Below are 17,437 nucleotides of genomic sequence, written 5' to 3'. Positions count from 1 at the left end.
CCCCTGATCCCTTCCGGAAGTTGCTAATGTCTTTGAGTTCCCGCGCCTTCCAAAATTGGCTCAACGGGGTAGCCGAGGGGGCGACCACCTCGGAGGTCTGCCGCGCTGCAGGCATCAAACGGACCACCTTGGCCCAACAACTAGTTCGCGGCAAAGTCACCGAATCCACCGTTGTGGCAATTGCACGGGCCTACGGATTGAATCCGCTGGCCGAGCTGGCGTGCTTTGACGGCTACCGCGACCTTCTCACAAGCCACCAGCAGCCCACCGACGCCGAGCTCCTCAGCCAGATCAGTACCGAGGATTTATTGGCTGATCTGGCCAAAAGGCTAAGCCGGGCGAACGCCAAGCCTTGGCCCGATCAACTCGAAGTCCCCGCATTAACACCGATCCCGCACTCGCAATCAGTGCGCAACTGGGTTGACGCAGTGGATACCGGTGAAATTAGGCAGCAGGTCTCCGCCACCATGGGGGTTGCCCCACAAAACTTTTCCGCCCAGCTCAGTGCCAACCGCCTAGCCCCGGAGCTAGCTGTTTCAACGGCCAGGCTGGCAGGACTTGGCCCTGCCAGCGCACTGGTGGTGACCGAGCTCATCACTCCACAGGAGGCGAGCTGGCCGGAGCACGCACGTGAGAAAGCTTTAGCACGCATCCCAGATTCGGAATTAGCCCAACTTGCGGCGGACCGTTTGCAAGTCATGAGCCGCACGCTACGCAAACAAGAACAAGATATCGCTCAACGTGAGCAGATTTGGGAGCACCTAGGCTAATGGATACCGGATCCCTGTTGGAGTGGGCTTGCTTCGCTGTATGCATCATCTTGGCTGGATTACGGGTGCCAAGTCTGCTTCAAGGCCGCAATCCGTTGATGTTTTGGATCTTTGTACTCTCCGGCCTAGCCGTACTGTTGAGTATCCGGGGCCCATACTTCTTTTTTGATTCGCTCCTAGGCAGTAGCAATTATGTGAACCTCATCCTGCGTTACGTGGTTTTCGCGGCCGTAGTGCTTGGCGGTGCACGGATTGCGCGAGCTTTTGGCTCCTCGCGGGCGCACCGCGCGCTGGTGGGGCCACCGGGACTGATCGTGTTGGCCGTTATGTCCGTGGCGGTTCTTGCAACATTCCTGTTGATGGACACGTCGGGCACCGGTTTGGGCATGGACGGCATTAGTGACCGTAACCCTGTTAATGCGGTCTGTTATGAGATTTATGCGGCCGCGGGCAGGCTTTATCCGGCCTACGTTGCAGCAGTACTGCTGCCGGCTGCGTGGCGAGTGGTTCGTGGTGGGCTTCCCGCCATCTTTCGCGTAAGTACTGCTGTACTGGGGGCCGGGTTGCTGATGATGCTCCTAGCCGGCATCAATCCAGTCCCCCAGCTGAATCAATGGAGTATTCAGATTGCGCTTAATTACGGCAGCATTCTTTTGATTGTGCTGGGCTTGGGTGGCATTGGTCTGAGCCGCTGGTGGGCCCACTCACAAAGGGTTATGAAACAGTGATCGTAATACAATTCACGGATTCATTAGAACGTGGAACAATCATGAATATGTGAATCCGTGCTTGCCGCGTTTGTTCCTAGGTTAAGGAGACGCTGACGGTCTGATCATATTGGGGGGATGAGTGGTGGCGGTTTGTTGGGGACCGCCCCCACTCAGCCATTTAACGGCCCCTTTTCACACCCTCAAATGGGCGACGACAGCGCCCTACTGCACAAATTCACACCAGTGAGTCAAGTCACGACTACAGATTCAGCGTAAAGTTACGAAATATTAGCTCTTGCCTTGGGCGTTGTGATTGGTATCGTCACTGGACACGGCTGCGTCATTCGATGCGGCCTGATTTGTGAAAGAAGGACCGATGAACCGCCGTCGTTTTGCTCTAACTAGCCTGTTGGCAGCCACAGCTCTCGCTCTGAGCGCGTGTGGCGGCGGAGCCAGCAGCACTCCCGCGACCGGCGGGGACACTTCCCTCAGCGACGTTAAGTCCAAGGGCGAATTAGTGATTGCTACTGAAGGCACCTACAAGCCGTTCAGCTTCCACGAGAATGGCGCTGGCAAGCTCACCGGCTTTGACGTTGAAGTAGCCGAAGCAGTTGCTGGCAAGCTCGGCGTCAAGGCAACATTCCAGGAAACCCAGTGGGACTCAATCTTCGCTGGTTTGGAAGCCAAGCGTTTTGATGTCATTGCCAATCAGGTTTCCATCAATGATGAGCGCAAAGCCAAATACGATTTCTCCACTCCGTACACCATCTCTTCGGGTGTCATCGTGACCAAGCAAGACAACAACGACATCAAGTCCTTCGCGGATCTGAAGGGCAAAACTACTGCCCAGTCACTGACCAGCAACTGGTACACCTTGGCGCAGAAGTCCGGCGCCAACATTCAGCAGGTTGAAGGCTGGGCCCAGGGCGTGAGCTTGGTCCGCCAAGACCGAGTGGACGCAATTGTTAATGACAAACTCACCTACTTGGACTACGCCAAGAACACCCCTGACGCAGGCCTGAAGATCGCCGCGGAAACCACTGACAAGTCAGAGAGTGCACTGACCGTCCGCAAGGGTTCCACAGCTTTGAAGGACGCCATGGACTCGGCGCTGAAAGACTTGGCAGCTGATGGCACACTGACCAAGATCTCCGAAAAGTACTTCGGCGTGGACGTCACTAAGTAAATGCCCAGCACCTGGGATTTGATCTGGACTTCCTTGGGCCCCATCCTTTTGGGTGCGGTCCAAGGAACCATTCCGTTGACCCTTGCCTCCTTTGTGGTGGGTTTGGTGTTGGCGCTGGTGGTGGCTTTGATGCGCTTGAGCAGCAACAAACTGCTCTCTGGGCTTGCCCGCATCTATGTATCCATCATTCGCGGCACACCATTGTTGGTTCAGCTGTTTGTGATCTTCTACGGCCTACCATCCTTGGGCATCAAGCTTGAGCCGTGGCCCAGCGCCATCATTGCTTTCTCACTGAACGTGGGCGGCTACGCTGCGGAGATTATTCGCGCAGCGATCCTCTCGGTACCCAAAGGTCAGTGGGAAGCCGGGCACACCATTGGTATGTCCCCCGCACTGACTTTGCGCCGCGTGATTCTTCCGCAGGCCGCACGCGTCTCCGTTCCGCCTTTGTCCAACACCTTTATCTCGCTGGTCAAGGACACATCGTTAGCCTCGCTGATTTTGGTCACCGAGCTCTTCCGCAACGCCCAACAGATCGCAGCGTTTAGCCAAGAATTTATGATCCTTTACCTCGAAGCTGCGTTGGTTTATTGGGTGATCTGTTTGGTTCTCTCGAGCGGACAGTCTTGGCTTGAAAAACGATTGGATCGATATGTCGCCCACTAATTCAGCCGCACCCGTCCTCTCGGTTCGTCACCTAGCCAAGGCTTTTGGTGATCACCAGGTGCTTAAAGACATCGACATCGACGTGCCGCGCGGCAAGGTTGTGGCGCTGATCGGTCCTTCGGGTTCAGGCAAAACTACCGTTTTGCGCTCCTTGAACGGCCTTGAAACGCCCGACGCCGGCACCGTCACCATTGGTGAGAACCACACCGTGGACTTCTCCTCACCAGTGTCCAAAAAGGAGCTCGCTAGCCTGCGGGATCGCAGTGCCATGGTGTTCCAGCACTACAACTTGTTCCCCCACATGACGGTTCTTGAAAACGTCATCGAGGGACCTGTGCAGGTTCAGAAGCGCAAACGGGCTGAAGCTACCGCGGATGCTGAAAAACTTCTAGAACGAGTGGGTCTGCTCGCTAAAAAAGACGCATACCCTTTTGAGCTCTCCGGCGGTCAACAGCAGCGTGTGGGTATTGTGCGCGCATTGGCACTGCGGCCAGAGTTGTTGCTCTTTGACGAACCCACCTCAGCGCTGGATCCCGAACTAGTAGGCGATGTTTTGGGTGTGATCAAGGAACTAGCCGAGGAAGGCTGGACCATGGTGATTGTTACCCACGAGCTCGCCTTCGCCCGGCAAGTAGCGGACGAGGTCATTTTTATGGACGGCGGTGTGGTGGTTGAACGCGGACCGGCCGCCGAAGTGCTGCGCGCACCTACTCATGAGCGCACGCAGCAATTCGTCAACCGGCTGCTGAACAGCGACTACCAGTAGCGGCTTGGCTGCCAGTACCGCGTATTTAGCGGCTGAAGCGGAGCGTGACCAGCTGGAACGGGCGCAGCGTCAACTCCACAGAATCTTTGCCACAGTTCACTCCTGGTACCGCTATTGGCCGCTCCAGTAGGTCCACGGTAGCTGCAGCGGCTGCCGGGAAATTCGCTGTCAGGACCCCGGAGCTGCGCTCCCCCAAGGATTCGTAAAGGCGCACAATGACGTCCCCGCTGCTGTCCTCAGCCAGTTTGATGGCCTCCACCACCACGGCTTGGTTGTACACGGTGAACAAGGGCTCAATCTCGCGACCGCCGGTGAGTACTCGGGGCACCAAGTTGGTCCGGTAGCCCTCTTCAACCGCCTCGGCAATACCTGCCCCGGGACGGATAGTCACCGAATATTCATGCCGCCCCAAATCCGCTTGAGGATCCGGGAACTGTGGTGCCCTCAGCAAGGAAAGGCGGACTGTCGTCGTCGTTCCTCCGTCCTCTCGCACGGCTCTGGTGACGTCATGCCCGTAGCTTGCCGAGTTTGAAATGGCTACGCCGTAGCCCGGTTCGCCAACATGGATCCAGCGGTGCGCACAGATCTCGAACTTAGCTGCTTCCCAGGAAGTATTGACGTGGGTGGGCCGGAAGACGTGGCCAAATTGGGTTTCCGAGGCTGAGCGGTCTGCCCGCACATCCAAGCCGAACGCCAGTTTGAGGAGCTTCTCTTTCTCTTGCCAGTCCACCGAGGTAGTGATGGCGAGCGATTCGGCCCCCGCCGCTAGCGAGATCCGCTGGGTCACGGGAGATTTACCAACCAACGCCTCAACCACCACCACAGCGTCCCAGCCGCCGCGTTCTAAAGTGACTGAGCGAACGTCTGCGGCAGTTACGTTATGGCGGTAGAACTCGTCAATGTCCCAGGCATCCCATTGGTTGGGTGTATCTCGGAAGAGTTCCAAGCGGTTTCCCGGTGCGTCCGGGGAAATAGCCTCGCGCCCAGTGCGGTGTTCCAGCAGGGAGACAACCTGACCTTCAGCGTTGATCTGGGCGCGGATCAGTCCGTTGTCCAGAACGTAGCCGCCATCCAGCTCTTGGACTTGAACAGCTTCCTCGGCACGGATGGGTCTTGCGGCGGCAAAAGCGGGCACACCGTCACGTTCATGTGGTGCGGCGTTGAGCAAAAATTGTTGCTCTCCTTCACCCAACATTTTTGCCGTGGCCGCGGCGATGATCGCTTCAAGATCACGTTCAATGGCAGCATAATTTCGCTCCGCATCCTGATGAACCCAGGCGATGGAAGAGCCCGGGAGAATGTCGTGGAACTGCTGTAAAAGCACTAACCGCCACAAGCGCTTCAGCTCCTCAGCCGGATACGTATAGTCGTGGTGACGCACCGACGCGGTGGCCGCCCACAACTCAGCTTCGCGGAGTAAGTGCTCACTGCGTCGATTGCCCTTTTTGGTGTTCGACTGGCTGGTGTACGTTCCGCGGTGCAGTTCGAGGTACATCTCCCCCACCCAGACGGGAAGATTTTTGTACTCATCTTGGGCCATCTCAAAAAAGTCTCTAGCGCTACCAAGCTGAACCTTGGGCGAACCTTCCAAATCCTCCGCGCGGTGCGCCGCAGCGAGCATTTCGCGCGTGGGCCCACCACCGCCGTCGCCATAACCAAAGGGCACCAGCGAGGTGTTGCCGCGGCCATGATCACGGTAGTTTCGCTGTGCATGGGCCAGATCCCGCCCACCCAAGTCTGAGTTATAACTATCCACGGGCGGGAAGTGAGTGAACACTCGGGTGCCATCAATGCCTTCCCAACTGAACGTGTGGTGGGGCATCTTGTTGGTCTGATTCCAGGAAATTTTTTGGGTCAGGAACCACCGAGACCCGGCTGCTTTCACAATTTGCGGCAAAGCGGCCGAGTAACCAAAGGAATCCGGCAACCACGCCTCGCGGCACTCCACACCGAACTCATCCAAGAAGAAACCTTTGCCCTCAACAAATTGCCGGGCCATTGCCTCACCACCGGGCATGTTGGTGTCCGATTCCACCCACATTCCGCCCACGGGAATGAACTGTCCAGCATCAACTTTCTCGCGAATTCGGGCGAACAGCTCCGGGTAATATTCCTTGATCCAGGACAGTTGCTGGGCGGAAGAGCAAGAGAACACAAAGTTGGGATCCTCATCCATCAACGCCACCACGTTGGAGAAGGTCCTGGCACATTTGCGGATGGTTTCGCGGACAGGCCACAACCATGCGGAGTCAATGTGCGCGTGCCCGGTGGCCACAATGTTGTGAGCCGAGGCATTGGCTGGCTGGCTGAGAACTGGTTTCAAGGCCTCCCGGCCAGCCGTTGCCGTGCCGGACACGTCCTCCGGATCCATGCGGTCCATCATGGCCTCGAGGGCCCGGAGAATGTCGAAGCGTCGGGGCTGGTCCATGGGCAGCTCGTGCATCAGTGACCGCAAAGTATCAACGTCCTGGGCTAGCTCCCACACCGTTATGTCCCGTTCGGCCACCACAATCGGGCCCAGCCTATACCTGAGCTCTTCGCCTACCGTGGCCTTATCGCCGAGGTTAGTGGGAGCGAAGCTCCACGCTTGGGTAAGGTCCGGGTTCGCAGCGGCTTCCACATAGAGATTGAGCTCACCGCTGTGAGTATCCGGGCCAATCAGCTCTAAGGGAATGTGCAGGTTTTTGGGCGAAATAGCTTTGATGATGGTGCCGTCTGCTCGCCATGCGATGCCCTCGCATTGAAAACCGGGGCCCTGTCCGTTGAACCCCAAATCAACCAACACTTCAACACTGCGTTGTGGGTCTTTTCCCCAACCGGCCGGCACGGAACCTTGCAGGCGGATCCATTTGGTACTCCAACCGCGCCCCCAAGCAGAGCCCTGCGCAAGGGGTTCAAAGTTTTGTCCAAGCGCCTCAGCTGCCGGGACAGGTTCGTCCGGAACATCCCATGCAGAGAGCTCCAATTCGGTAGAACGCGCATAGATCGCGGGCACCAATCTGTCCTTAATGAAACGGTCAAGACGGGCTTCGGTTATTCCGCGATCATCATGCACAGTGGCTCCCTTACGCACCCTTCGGTGGTGCTAATCGATGGACAAAATCTACCTGTCAAGGCAGCTATTGACCAAGGGCTGTCCATCCCTTCGCCCGCGCAAGATGCTTTACGCAGTGATCCTCTCGTGGCCTGAATACACGTTGATGCTCTGGCCCCGGCTAAAACCTGCCAAGGTTACAGCACTGCTTTGAGCCAGTTCGACGGCGAGAGAAGAGGGCGCGCTGACGGCCGACAGCACGGGTATACCCGCCAAGGAAGCCTTCTGGACCAATTCAAAAGATGCCCGGCCGGAGAGCTGAAGGACTGTGCGGTTCAGCGGCAAACGCCCTTCGCGGAGAGCCCAGCCAACGACTTTGTCCATCGCGTTGTGCCGGCCAACGTCCTCGCGCAAACACAACAACTCGGCTTCCCCCTGGTCATTGACGGAGAACAGACCAGCAGCGTGCACTCCCCCGGTTTTTTCAAACACCGCTTGAGCGCTGCGAAGCTTGTCCGGCAAGGAAAGGAGCGTGGCGACGGGGACAGTGAACTCGTCATCAGTCGTCGGTGCATAGTGCGAGGACTTGTGTACGGCGTCGATCGAATCGGTGCCACAAATCCCGCACGAGCTCGAGGTGTAGATTTTCCTTCCGGCGTCCGGGACCGGAACGTCAGGCCGCAATTGGGCCTCCACCACATTGAAGGTTTGGACGCCATTCTCATCCTCGCCAGCACAAAAGCGCAGGGAGATCAGTTGCTCCGGTTCCCAGATCACCCCTTCAGAGACCAAAAAGCCAGCCACAAGGTCAAAGTCATGCCCGGGTGAACGCATGGTCACCGAATAGGACAAGTGGCCCAAACGGATTTCCAACGGTTCTTCAACGGCTAGCTGATCCTCGATGACGCGGTGTGGGTGTTCGCTTCCCACAACGTACTTATGGACTTTGGTTCGTTGCGTTAGCCTGCCCATGCTCAGCTTTCCTTGTGGGCCACAAAGCGCACAGTAATGGCTTTGAAACCGGGTGTGTTTGATTCGCGTGCAACAAGTTCACGGTGAACCAGCGCGTTGGCCTCCGGGAAGTAAGCTGCCGCGCATCCCTTAGCCGTGGGGTAGCCAACCAGACGGAAACTGTTAGCGCGGCGTTCGGTGGTGACGCCGTCGGACCCGGTGAAACTGGAGATAACATCCACCATATCGCGGTCAGCGAATCCTGCCTGTGCGAGGTCCTCGGGATGGATGAGCACTACTCGGCGGCCCTCAGAGATGCCACGGTATCGGTCATCCAGGCCGTAGAACGTGGTGTTGTACTGGTCGTGGCTGCGGACGGTCTGAAGAATCAGGTGCCCGGCCGGCGGGTTGAGATATTCCAGCGGGCTAACGGTGAAGTGGGCCAGCCCCGTGCTGGTTTTGAAAGTGCGTGTATCCCGCGGGGGGTTTGGTAGGACAAAACCGTTTCTATTCCGGACCCGGGTGTTGAAGTCTTCGAACCCGGGGATCACCCGAGAAATGTGGTCGCGGATCACGTCATAGTCCTCAGCCATGGCCCGCCAGTTGATGGGGTGATCTTCACCCAGTGTTGCTGCGGCCATCCGTGCAATAATCACCGGCTCCGCCAGCAAATGATCACTCACCGGTTCCAGCCGGCCCTGAGTGGAGTGAATAACGGACATGGAGTCTTCAACTGACAAAAATTGCCGCCCGTCCGGGTGTTTAACGTCCGAATCGGTGCGGCCCAAGGTAGGAAGAATCAGCGAGGTTTTGCCGTGGACCACATGTGAGCGGTTGGGTTTGGTGGAGATGTGGACGGTTAATCCGGCCCGTTTCATCCCGGCTTCGAGCGCTTCTGTGTCAGAACAGGCGGCGGCGAAGTTGCCACCCATGGAGACAAAAACATCCACTGCATTCTCTTCAAACGCCTGCTGGGCGCGCACCGCGTCAACGCCGTGCTCGCGCGGCATCGGAATACCAAATTCTTTTTCCAGAGCGTCTAGGAAGCCAGGACGAGGTTTCTCCCAAATGCCCATGGTCCTATCTCCTTGGACGTTGGAATGACCTCGCACAGGGCAAGCGCCCGCACCCTTTTTACCAAAGTTTCCTTGCAACAAAAGGACGTTGATGATCTCTTTGAGGGTGTCCACGGAATGTGGCTGTTGGGTCAGGCCCAGTGCCCAGCAAATGATGGTGGCTTTGGATCTAATGAGCATGCCCGCGACGGTGGTGATCTCTGCTCGGCTGAGCCCAGTGGCCAGTTCAGTCTCGGCCCAGTCCAGTGTTTCGCGAGCCGCAGCGTATTCGGTGAAGCCCTGGGTTTGGCTCTGGACAAATTTCTGGTCAACCACGGCGCCCGGGGATCGTTTCTCCGCTTCCAGCAGCAAGTGGCCCAGCGCCTGAAACAGCGCCAAGTCGCCACCAACTTTGATCTGCAGGAATTCATCGGCTAAAGCAATACCGTTTCCCACGATTCCTTGGACGGTTTGAGGGTCCTTGAAGTTCAGCAGTCCGGCTTCGGGAAGCGGGTTGATGGCAACTACCTTGCCACCTCGTTTTTTGCACTCCTGCAGGGCCGAGAGCATTCGTGGATGGTTGGTTCCAGGGTTTTGTCCGGCCACAAAAACCAGCTCAGCATCATGAATGTCCTCGAGGGACACCGTGCCCTTGCCGATTCCAATGGTGGGAGTCAGAGCGCTTCCGGACGATTCGTGGCACATGTTGGAACAGTCGGGCAGATTGTTGGTGCCAATGGCGCGTGCAAAGAGCTGGTAGATGAAAGCAGTCTCATTCGCGGTGCGCCCAGACGTGTAAAACACACACCGCTCCGGCGTGGTGGCACGGATATGCTCACCGATCAGGTCAAAGGCACCCTGCCACGAGATCGGGGAATAGTGAGTTTCTCCGGGCCGTATGACCATGGGCTCGGTCATGCGGCCCTGACTACCCAGCCAGTACTCGGTTTTGCCCTCAAGATCAGTGATCGAGTGCTCATCCCAAAACGCAGGGGTCACGGTGCGGAGCGTGTTTTCCTCAGCGATTGCTTTAGCGCCGTTCTCACAAAACTCTGCGATTTTACGGTTTCCGGTGATGCTCTCCGGCCATGCACAGCCCGGACAGTCAAAACCGTTGTGCTGGTTGACACGCAGAAGCGCCCGAGCCGTGCGGGCGACCCCGGCCTGAGCCAATCCGCGGCCCAATGCAACACCAACTGCTTCGATGCCAGCGGCACTGGTTTTAGGTGGGTGAACTTCAAGATCAGCTTCATTGATGTCTGCCAGCGGCCCGTGCTTGCTCATACCTTCATCATGTCCCTACGGTTCACCCGAGACAAGCCACGCCCCCATACAACGCCGCCGAGTCACGCTCCAGGCACCAAGCAAACATCGCTCCCCGCAGCGACTAGCCCAGTGCGCTCCAGTCAACCGGCCCCGTGGAAGCTGCTTTACGCCGTGCGGCTTTCGCTGCGCGTTCTTTGGCAGCTTGCTCCTTAGCTGCCGCTTCCTTGGCTACCTTCTCCTCGGCGCTCTCAGCCGCTTCCAAAGGGGTTGCCCATGGCAGTGAGATAGCATCAACGAGTTCACCCATTTGAACCCCATGCGGCGGCACGATCATTAGCCCATCAGCCATAGCCAAGCCACGCATCATGCCTGGTGAATGGTGCCCTGACGGCGCGGCCATCCCATACAGCTGCCGGAACGGCATCACCCGGGTGGGTCCTTGGTGAGCATCAAGACTTGTTCCGCACGGGACCTGCACTACGGCCGGGGCCGGCAAATGTCCCAATTTGGCAATCAGCGGCCAGCCAAAACTCAACAAGGCGACCATTGCCGCCGTCGGATTTCCAGGCAGACCCAAAACGTAGCGCCCGTCAGGAAGTTCAGCGAGAACCGTTGGGTGCCCCGGGCGCATCGCCACAGTGTCAATCAGGAACCGGGCACCCAATTCTTCAAGGACAGAACGCAGGTGATCCGTCGCCGAAGCGCCGGTCCCGCCAGTGGTGATAACGACGTCGGACGGCAGCTCTACTTGTTCCTCGTCAAAGGCGCGGCGCCAGTGGTCAAGGTGGTCCTCAACGTGCAAAGTTTCAGCATAAATGCCACCCAGCTGTGTGATCACCGAGGGAATCTGAGGGCCAAAAGTATCCCGGACGCGGCCCGGTGCGGGAATCCCGTGATCCACCACTTCGCTGCCCGTACGCAAAAACCGGACCACCGCGCGGCCCACCACCGGCAGCTGATCGTGCCCAGCCAAAGCCGCCAGTGCAACTTGGGCTGGGTTGATCACCGTTCCAGCAGGAATCAACATATCCTCAACGCTGGCTTCCTCGGAGGCCCGGCGGATGTGCTGACCATTGCGCGGCTCCCCCGGCTTAGCGCTGCCGCCAAGTCTCACCACGGCGAGGCCATCCTCATCCAGAGTTAATTCGGCGCTCTCTGAACGCAACACAGCTTTGGCCCCAGGTGGGATCAGACCGCCGGTCACAATGGGGCTCGCTTCGTGTGGCGCCAACCGTTTGCCAGGCTCTACCGGGATCCAGGGTCCGGTGCCGTTAACCGCCCAGCCATCCATCGCGGAGGATGCGTAGTGCGGCATGTTGTGAAGTGCCACTAGATCCTCAGCGAGCGTCCGGCCCACACACTTGTCAAGATCAGTGAGCGAGGGAGGAAGCGGCTGCGGGTGGTTGTAGGCGAGCTCGCGGGCCTCATACCAGTTGTGCGCCAGCATTTTATGGGCCGTTTTGTGCGAGATTCCAGTATTGGGTTCTACCTCGTGACTGTTGTGTGTGGAGGCTTCAGGGGCGGAATCGCTCATTCGGCGTTGTATTCACGGGAGAACGACTTCGCGGTGCTGAGGGCTCGGTCCGTTGCCTCTTTAAGCGCATCAGCGAGTGTTTCGGTGTCCAAGTCTTCTCCTGCACGGCCAGCCCGCAAACCAACTTCCAATCCTGCGGCGAGGCCGGCCAAGTAGGTGGTCAACGGAGCGGCAGGACGAACCACCGAGTGCGCGGCGACCCCGGCAAGATTCAAAATACCTTGGACATCCACTTCGATGTCCTCAAGTTCCAGCGCTTGGGCCAAGTCAGCGCACCACTGTTCAAGGACCTCGTCCTGAGTGTTCATCGTTGCCTCCCGGTTGCGTTGAGCTTGAGCGTTAGTCCCGAGTGGAACAGGTGGCGTGGCGCCCAGCTCGGCTGCGTCAGCGAAGGTATCCAGATCGCGAGCCCAGAGCTCTACAACCGGCACTTCCACCAGATCTAGACTAGCAAGCAGGCTCCGCATTGAGGCGTTAACAGCCTTGCCGGTCCGGTCCATTTCACGGGCCACTGCACTCAGAGACGAGGTCCGGTACATGGCGAGCAAGGACTGATGGCGACCGTCGGGCGTAACCGCGATTGCGCCGTCGTACTGTTTTTGTTCTGTACTACTAGTGCCGGTAGGAGGCGTTGCGGTCTCCCCCACCTGTTTGGCCAGTTCGACGACCTGTTTGGCCAGTTCGACGACGGCCGGTGCGGCGTGCGGCATATCGCACGCCAAAATCAGGGTCCACTCTGCTGTCTCGCCGCGAGTTTGTTCGGCACCTAGGGCTCGAAGCCCTGCCACAATGCCAGCCACCGGCCCACCAAACAGAGGCTCCTCACGGGCGAAAGTCACAGTACTGCTGAGCTCCCTGAGTTCTTGGCTGGGGCCCACCACCACTGTCCGCTGAGCATCCCGGGCCGCCATGACGGCAAGCTGCAATAGGGTGGAGTCCTGCACTACAAACTGCGATTTCTCCACGCCTTGGAGCCGGGAAGATCTGCCGCCGGCGAGGATGATCGCATCAAAGTTCATCCGCTCAGCCTAGGGCAGCGCTCCGTGGAGATGTGTGGTGTTACGCGGCAGACTGTGGTGCCAGAAATGTTTCCCAATCAGCAGCAGGACGCTCAAGCTCTTTGATCTGCCACGTGGTTCCCCGCGGCGGCTGGGGTGTGAACCGCAATTTCCAACCCATCTCCGCCGGAGTGTGATTCCCCTTGACGTTGTTACAACGAAGGCAACACGCCACAAGGTTCTCCCACGAATCTTCGCCACCACGGGAACGCGGCTGAATGTGGTCAATGGTGTGCGCCGACTTGCCGCAATAACCGCAACGGTTGCCATCACGTCGCAGAACCCCGCGTCGAGTCACAGCAAGGCTCGGCTCAAACCGCGGACGGATATAGCGGTTGAGGAGAATTACGGACGGCCTGCCGAAGACTTCACCCGGACCGACCACAGGCTCATCATCCTCCGCCACCACGCTGGCTTTCCCGGCCAAGACAAGGACCAACGCCCTGCGGAATGTCACTACCGCAAGCGGTTCATACCCAGCATTCAGAACGAGAGTGCGCATGCACGTACCTCTTTATGGCCGCACCTAGGAGGGGCTCGAGGGCCGGCTGCCCCCGGCATACCCGGGTTATGGATCGACTTAACTAGAGTAAACACACCCAGCAGCACACCACGTTCACTTTGCTCCGATTTCGGTTTGTGTCGGTAAAAGTTCACTCCGCCGCCACCGGCCCGCAACCCGCGCGTTCGGCTTGATGCAGGCCGTCACCTGTCTGTTCGGGCTAGGTTGTTTCGGGTTGGGTTCCTTCCAGCCCAGTTGCTCTTTGAAAAACTTCAGCGCCGAGCTCAGCTCCTCCGGAATGTAGGGGTTTCTCTGTGGCTGCATGGGCGGGAAGGTCAGCAACTGGGCTGGAAGGCCGGGGTGTTGCTGATGGGAGGAGCTAGGAAATGCGGTGAGCGCAGCGGCAATGCGGTGTGGACGCCGGCCGTGGGACAGCCGGGCGATTGAGAGTGTGCGCGGCAGCTCAACTTTGCCGCCAACAGAGTTTTGTGAGCCCCGGAATCATAGGCCAACCAGCCTAAAACCTGGAGCTCCGGCCACTAAAATTGAGCTGCGATGCACGGGTAAGGGACAAGAGTGCGGCGGGAAGAAGTGGCTGCACGGGCAAGGCTGAAGTCGGGTGGACAGCATGGGAGTGGAGGAGAAGGCTTGGCCAGAGAAGCCCTGCAGCCGGATCCAATGGCGCTGAAGATTTATGGGCGCCTAGCGTTAAAACAAAGAACCCCCGCCGCTATGCGACGAGGGTTCTTCAAACAAGCAGGTATTAGCCGCCAACGCGGATGTAAACGGGGCCCGAGCCAACGTTGACGCTGAAGAGCGCCGTGGTGAAGCCGTTCCAGCCACCGTGTACGGCCTGGCCGTTACCAACGTAAACAGCGATGTGGGCAAGGCCCGCGCCACCGTCTGCGTAGTAAACCAAGTCGCCCGGCTGCGCCTCAGCGGCAGAAACCGTGCGGCCCAAGGACAAGTAGCCTGCTGGCCAGCCGTGGTAGTTGATGCCAACTGCCTTGAGGGCGTTGGTAGCCAAGGCAGTGCAGTCCTGAGCAACACCGAGCTGAGCGTAAGCAGCGGCAGCAATTGCTGCACCCTGGCCGCTAGCCGATGCGGTGGAGGTAGCTGCCGGAGCAGCGGTTGCAGCAGCCGGAGCTGCTGCAGTCTGCTGTACTGCCGGGGCTTCTTCAGTGGTAGCAGCTACCGGAGTAACTGCAGTCGCCTCAGCCTGAACCTGTGCTGCAGGCGTTGCTTCAACGGCCGGAGCCGCAGCAACAGGAGCGGCAACCGGGGCCGGCTTAGCAACCGAAGAAGAGCGAACCTTCTCGAAAGCGATGGTCTTCTGAGCGGCAACAACCTTCACCGAAGATGCGGCGTGGACTTCCTGCGCAGAAGTAGAAGTGGACTCACGCTGCACGTTGTTCTCAGCAGCGTTAGCGGCGATGCCGCTAGTCAGGACCAGGCCGGAAGCTGCAGCGATAACCGCAGCTTGGCGACCCATGCCACCAGCGTTTTCGCTGACGGCCTTGGCAATGACAGCCAGCGAGTTGGTCTTAGAGACCTCGGCGCGGTGCCGTGCAATGTTGCTTGCACGAGTAGTCATTAGTACTCTCTTTCGTTTTCCTCAGGCACCGCGAAGGCAGCCATCGGGCTTTGGGCAGACCGGCATCTTGGGGGTGGGCCGGTATGCCCCGAACGGGTTTTTAGCGGAGCGTGAAGTACGAGGCGGAGCCCGTAGCTGCAACCGCATGCAGGATAGTGCCCTGCGAGGGATTCAACGCGCTGATCATCATGCCGTTGCCAACGTAGATACCTACGTGAGCGCCGCCATTCTGCATCACCAAGTCACCGGGAGCCGGGTTGGCCGTGGGGGTCATGGAGTTCCATGCCTGAACACGCGGGATGCTGATGCCAGCCTGGGCGTAAACCCACTGCGTGAAACCGGAGCAGTCCCAACCTGCGGGAGTAGTGCCGCCCCACACGTAGGGGCTGCCGATGCCGGAGTACGCAAGTCCAACCAGACCTGAAGCAGCCGCCGAAGAGGCGCTGTCCTTCTTGGTGGACGCCGTCTGCACAGTTGCCTGAGCATCGGCACCGGTGGACTGAGTTGCCGTTGCTGCGGTGGTGTCAGCGTTGGAGTCAGTGGTGCTGGTCTCGTCCGCGGTTGCGGTGCTGTCCGCCTCATCGGTGGACTGCGCTGCAACTTCAACAACCGGTGCAGCTTCTGAAGCGACGACAGTGCGCTCGAAGCTCAGTGCTGCAGTGGGTGCTGCGGTAACGGTCAACTGGGCTGCTGCCGAGAAGTCCGTAACCGGGGATGCCTCACGGTTGGTCTCTGAAGCGTTGGCCGGGAGGCCGATGCTCAGTACCAAACCCGAAGCTGCGGCGATAACAGCGGCCTGACGGCCTACCGTGCCGGCATTGGAGGAAACAGCTTTGGAAATAGCGTTGAACGGGCTCTTAGGAGCCACTTGTGCGCGGTGACGCGCAACGGTGTTGCTTGAAGACACGAAAGAAGCCTCTCCCAATGCCTACGAGGTGAGCTGTCGGATTCGGATGGGAGTCATCCGGCCGTAGAAATGCTCCTAGAAACACTCTTACGACTTAACCCCAAGGCCTTCTTACGAAGACCAAAGTTGGTTCCCCCGCCTCTGCCAGACGATGTAATGCGAACGGACCTCGGGCGGTGGCAGAGTTAGGCAATCCACTCGAGAACGTCAGCTTGTATAAAAGTTGACGCGTAAATGACGGTACAGGAGTTTGGATCAAATGTCACGTTCAGGTCACGACGGGGACCTTCGATATGACAAGCCACTGGGGGCAGGGCTTAGAGCCATCCCTCGGGATCTACAACGTCACCGTTCACCATTACTTCAAAGTGAAGGTGGCAACCGGTAGAAGCGCCCGTGGTGCCGCTGAGGGCAAGAACTTCTCCGCGCGTTAGCTGCTGACCAACGGTGACGCTGATCGAGGAGAGGTGGTTATACGTGGTTTCTAAACCGTTTCCGTGATCAATAACCACACGGTTTCCGCCACCATAGGGGTGCCAGCCGGCGAAAGTTACTTTGCCGCTGGCTGCTGCATGCACGGCCGTACCGCACTGCGCTACAAAGTCTTGGCCGCGGTGGAACTCACCCATGCCGCCAGTAATCGGATTAACCCGGTAACCAAAGGGCGACGCCTGGACCAGTGTGCCCAGCGGTGCACCCAAGCTTCCCTTAGCTGCTGCCGGCGTTATTTTGCCCGCTGACTGCGCGCCGAGAAGCTGCTTGAGCCTAGCGTCTGGGTCTACGGTACTTGTTACGGTGCTGCGGCTGAAGCTGATTTTTGCGCCTGAATCGGCGGTAACGGCAACCTGCGGCGCGGCTACTACTGCCGCCGCCGGGGCTGCGGAACCCATGGATTCTGCGGCCAAGGGGCCTGAAGTTGTGGGGAAGGATACTGCCAGAGCAAGACCTGCTGCGCCGAGCACAAGCCCAGCTTTTTGAGCTACCCCGGTGGCAGTTGCGAGATCAGCGAACTGACGGAGGGCGCTTTTTCGAGTCGCTGCGTGACGCCGTACTTGCCGGGGTGCCGCATCCAACGCGGATGGCGCGGTGGGGACGGCCGGTGCCGTAGCGCGGCGGCGGCCGCGAGCGTTCTCGATGGTCAAGTCTTCCCTCTCGTAAACGCCTGCGGAGTTAGCTGTCGGATTCGAGTCAGAGAGATCTAGACCCGGCCCGTAGTTCAAAACAGAAGTAAAAGTACGACGACGGACCGTTGCCGGCGTCGTCTATGTTTCCTTCGGTTTTGGCACGGACTTCACCCCAAGGCGGCTGCGAAGCCGCCAGTAAGTGGTTCCCCCACCTCTGCCATGTGCGGACAAAATACTGGTCCGTTGGCAGAGTTTGGCGCCGGATCAGGTAACGCTCATGTCTCAGCGTTACTCATTAACTATACGGTCGCACG

The 17,437-nt window shown here is 58.7% G+C and carries 14 protein-coding genes and 2 riboswitches; of the genes, 5 read left to right on the top strand and 9 right to left on the bottom strand.

Translation table 11 applies throughout. From position 1 onward, the window contains the following. Positions 1–26: 26 nt before the first annotated feature. From ACQR35_RS06155 to ACQR35_RS06135, 5 genes are all read left to right on the top strand, one after another. Positions 27–770 (top strand): hypothetical protein, encoded by a 744-nt coding sequence (locus ACQR35_RS06155; protein ID WP_430266772.1) that lies wholly within the window; start codon positions 27–29, stop codon positions 768–770. After that, on the top strand, positions 770–1,498 hold the full coding sequence (locus ACQR35_RS06150) for a hypothetical protein (protein WP_430269520.1): 729 nt from the start codon (positions 770–772) through the stop codon (positions 1,496–1,498). The genes ACQR35_RS06155 and ACQR35_RS06150 overlap by 1 nt, the downstream gene beginning before the upstream one ends. Positions 1,499–1,856: 358 nt before the next feature. After that, positions 1,857–2,666 carry an amino acid ABC transporter substrate-binding protein gene (locus ACQR35_RS06145; protein ID WP_430269519.1) on the top strand — a complete coding sequence of 270 codons (810 nt, stop codon included), beginning with the start codon at positions 1,857–1,859 and terminating at the stop codon, positions 2,664–2,666. Next, the gene (locus ACQR35_RS06140; RefSeq protein WP_430266769.1) at positions 2,667–3,332 is read left to right on the top strand and encodes an amino acid ABC transporter permease; all 666 of its coding nucleotides are present in this window, start codon (positions 2,667–2,669) and stop codon (positions 3,330–3,332) included. Beyond that, positions 3,319–4,098 (top strand): amino acid ABC transporter ATP-binding protein, encoded by a 780-nt coding sequence (locus ACQR35_RS06135; protein ID WP_430267021.1) that lies wholly within the window; start codon positions 3,319–3,321, stop codon positions 4,096–4,098. Before ACQR35_RS06140 ends, ACQR35_RS06135 begins: the two co-directional genes overlap by 14 nt. A 25-nt stretch (positions 4,099–4,123) precedes the next feature. Here ACQR35_RS06135 and ACQR35_RS06130 read toward each other — a convergent pair whose 3' ends face one another. From ACQR35_RS06130 to ACQR35_RS06090, 9 genes are all read right to left on the bottom strand, one after another. Next, positions 4,124–7,153, bottom strand: coding sequence for an alpha-mannosidase (locus ACQR35_RS06130; protein WP_430269518.1), 3,030 nt, complete (start codon positions 7,151–7,153; stop codon positions 4,124–4,126). Between the two features lie 108 nt (positions 7,154–7,261). Continuing rightward, positions 7,262–8,104, bottom strand: coding sequence for a formate dehydrogenase accessory sulfurtransferase FdhD (gene fdhD, locus ACQR35_RS06125; protein ID WP_430266767.1), 843 nt, complete (start codon positions 8,102–8,104; stop codon positions 7,262–7,264). A gap of 2 nt (positions 8,105–8,106) precedes the next feature. Next, positions 8,107–10,422 (bottom strand): FdhF/YdeP family oxidoreductase, encoded by a 2,316-nt coding sequence (locus ACQR35_RS06120; RefSeq protein ID WP_430269517.1) that lies wholly within the window; start codon positions 10,420–10,422, stop codon positions 8,107–8,109. 103 nt (positions 10,423–10,525) lie between these two features. Continuing rightward, positions 10,526–11,938, bottom strand: a complete 1,413-nt coding sequence (locus ACQR35_RS06115) for a molybdopterin molybdotransferase MoeA (RefSeq protein WP_430269516.1) — start codon at positions 11,936–11,938, stop codon at positions 10,526–10,528. Continuing rightward, a complete protein-coding gene (locus tag ACQR35_RS06110) occupies positions 11,935–12,957 on the bottom strand; it encodes an NTP transferase domain-containing protein (RefSeq protein ID WP_430269515.1) in 1,023 nt (340 codons plus the stop codon). Before ACQR35_RS06110 ends, ACQR35_RS06115 begins: the two co-directional genes overlap by 4 nt. A 40-nt stretch (positions 12,958–12,997) precedes the next feature. Beyond that, positions 12,998–13,498 carry an HNH endonuclease gene (locus ACQR35_RS06105; protein ID WP_430269514.1) on the bottom strand — a complete coding sequence of 167 codons (501 nt, stop codon included), beginning with the start codon at positions 13,496–13,498 and terminating at the stop codon, positions 12,998–13,000. A gap of 763 nt (positions 13,499–14,261) precedes the next feature. Then, positions 14,262–15,092: an NlpC/P60 family protein gene (locus ACQR35_RS06100; protein ID WP_430269513.1), complete on the bottom strand. Its 831-nt coding sequence runs from the start codon at positions 15,090–15,092 to the stop codon at positions 14,262–14,264. 100 nt (positions 15,093–15,192) lie between these two features. Then, positions 15,193–15,933 carry a C40 family peptidase gene (locus tag ACQR35_RS06095; RefSeq protein WP_430269702.1) on the bottom strand — a complete coding sequence of 247 codons (741 nt, stop codon included), beginning with the start codon at positions 15,931–15,933 and terminating at the stop codon, positions 15,193–15,195. A 70-nt stretch (positions 15,934–16,003) separates the two neighbouring features. Further along, positions 16,004–16,185: riboswitch (cyclic di-AMP (ydaO/yuaA leader) on the bottom strand. Positions 16,186–16,316: 131 nt separating this feature from the next. Then, a complete protein-coding gene (locus ACQR35_RS06090) occupies positions 16,317–17,141 on the bottom strand; it encodes a M23 family metallopeptidase (protein WP_430269512.1) in 825 nt (274 codons plus the stop codon). Between the two features lie 3 nt (positions 17,142–17,144). After that, positions 17,145–17,382, bottom strand: a riboswitch (cyclic di-AMP (ydaO/yuaA leader). Positions 17,383–17,437: the final 55 nt, after the last annotated feature.

Origin of the sequence: Pseudarthrobacter sp. J1738 (assembly GCF_050490315.1) — a bacterium.
GTDB lineage: Bacteria > Actinomycetota > Actinomycetes > Actinomycetales > Micrococcaceae > JBNPEO01.
This window is presented reverse-complemented; position numbering and strand designations above follow the sequence as displayed.

Excerpts from the sequence above, each read along its gene's own strand:
- ACQR35_RS06155 (WP_430266772.1), top strand. The coding sequence starts at position 27 with ATGTCTTTGAGTTCCCGCGCCTTCCAAAATTGGCTCAACGGGGTAGCC.
- ACQR35_RS06150 (WP_430269520.1), top strand. The coding sequence starts at position 770 with ATGGATACCGGATCCCTGTTGGAGTGGGCTTGCTTCGCTGTATGCATC.
- ACQR35_RS06145 (WP_430269519.1), top strand. The coding sequence starts at position 1,857 with ATGAACCGCCGTCGTTTTGCTCTAACTAGCCTGTTGGCAGCCACAGCT.
- ACQR35_RS06140 (WP_430266769.1), top strand. The coding sequence starts at position 2,667 with ATGCCCAGCACCTGGGATTTGATCTGGACTTCCTTGGGCCCCATCCTT.
- ACQR35_RS06135 (WP_430267021.1), top strand. The coding sequence starts at position 3,319 with ATGTCGCCCACTAATTCAGCCGCACCCGTCCTCTCGGTTCGTCACCTA.
- fdhD (WP_430266767.1), bottom strand. The coding sequence starts at position 8,104 with ATGGGCAGGCTAACGCAACGAACCAAAGTCCATAAGTACGTTGTGGGA.
- ACQR35_RS06120 (WP_430269517.1), bottom strand. The coding sequence starts at position 10,422 with ATGAGCAAGCACGGGCCGCTGGCAGACATCAATGAAGCTGATCTTGAA.
- ACQR35_RS06115 (WP_430269516.1), bottom strand. The coding sequence starts at position 11,938 with ATGAGCGATTCCGCCCCTGAAGCCTCCACACACAACAGTCACGAGGTA.
- ACQR35_RS06110 (WP_430269515.1), bottom strand. The coding sequence starts at position 12,957 with ATGAACTTTGATGCGATCATCCTCGCCGGCGGCAGATCTTCCCGGCTC.
- ACQR35_RS06105 (WP_430269514.1), bottom strand. The coding sequence starts at position 13,498 with ATGCGCACTCTCGTTCTGAATGCTGGGTATGAACCGCTTGCGGTAGTG.
- ACQR35_RS06100 (WP_430269513.1), bottom strand. The coding sequence starts at position 15,092 with ATGACTACTCGTGCAAGCAACATTGCACGGCACCGCGCCGAGGTCTCT.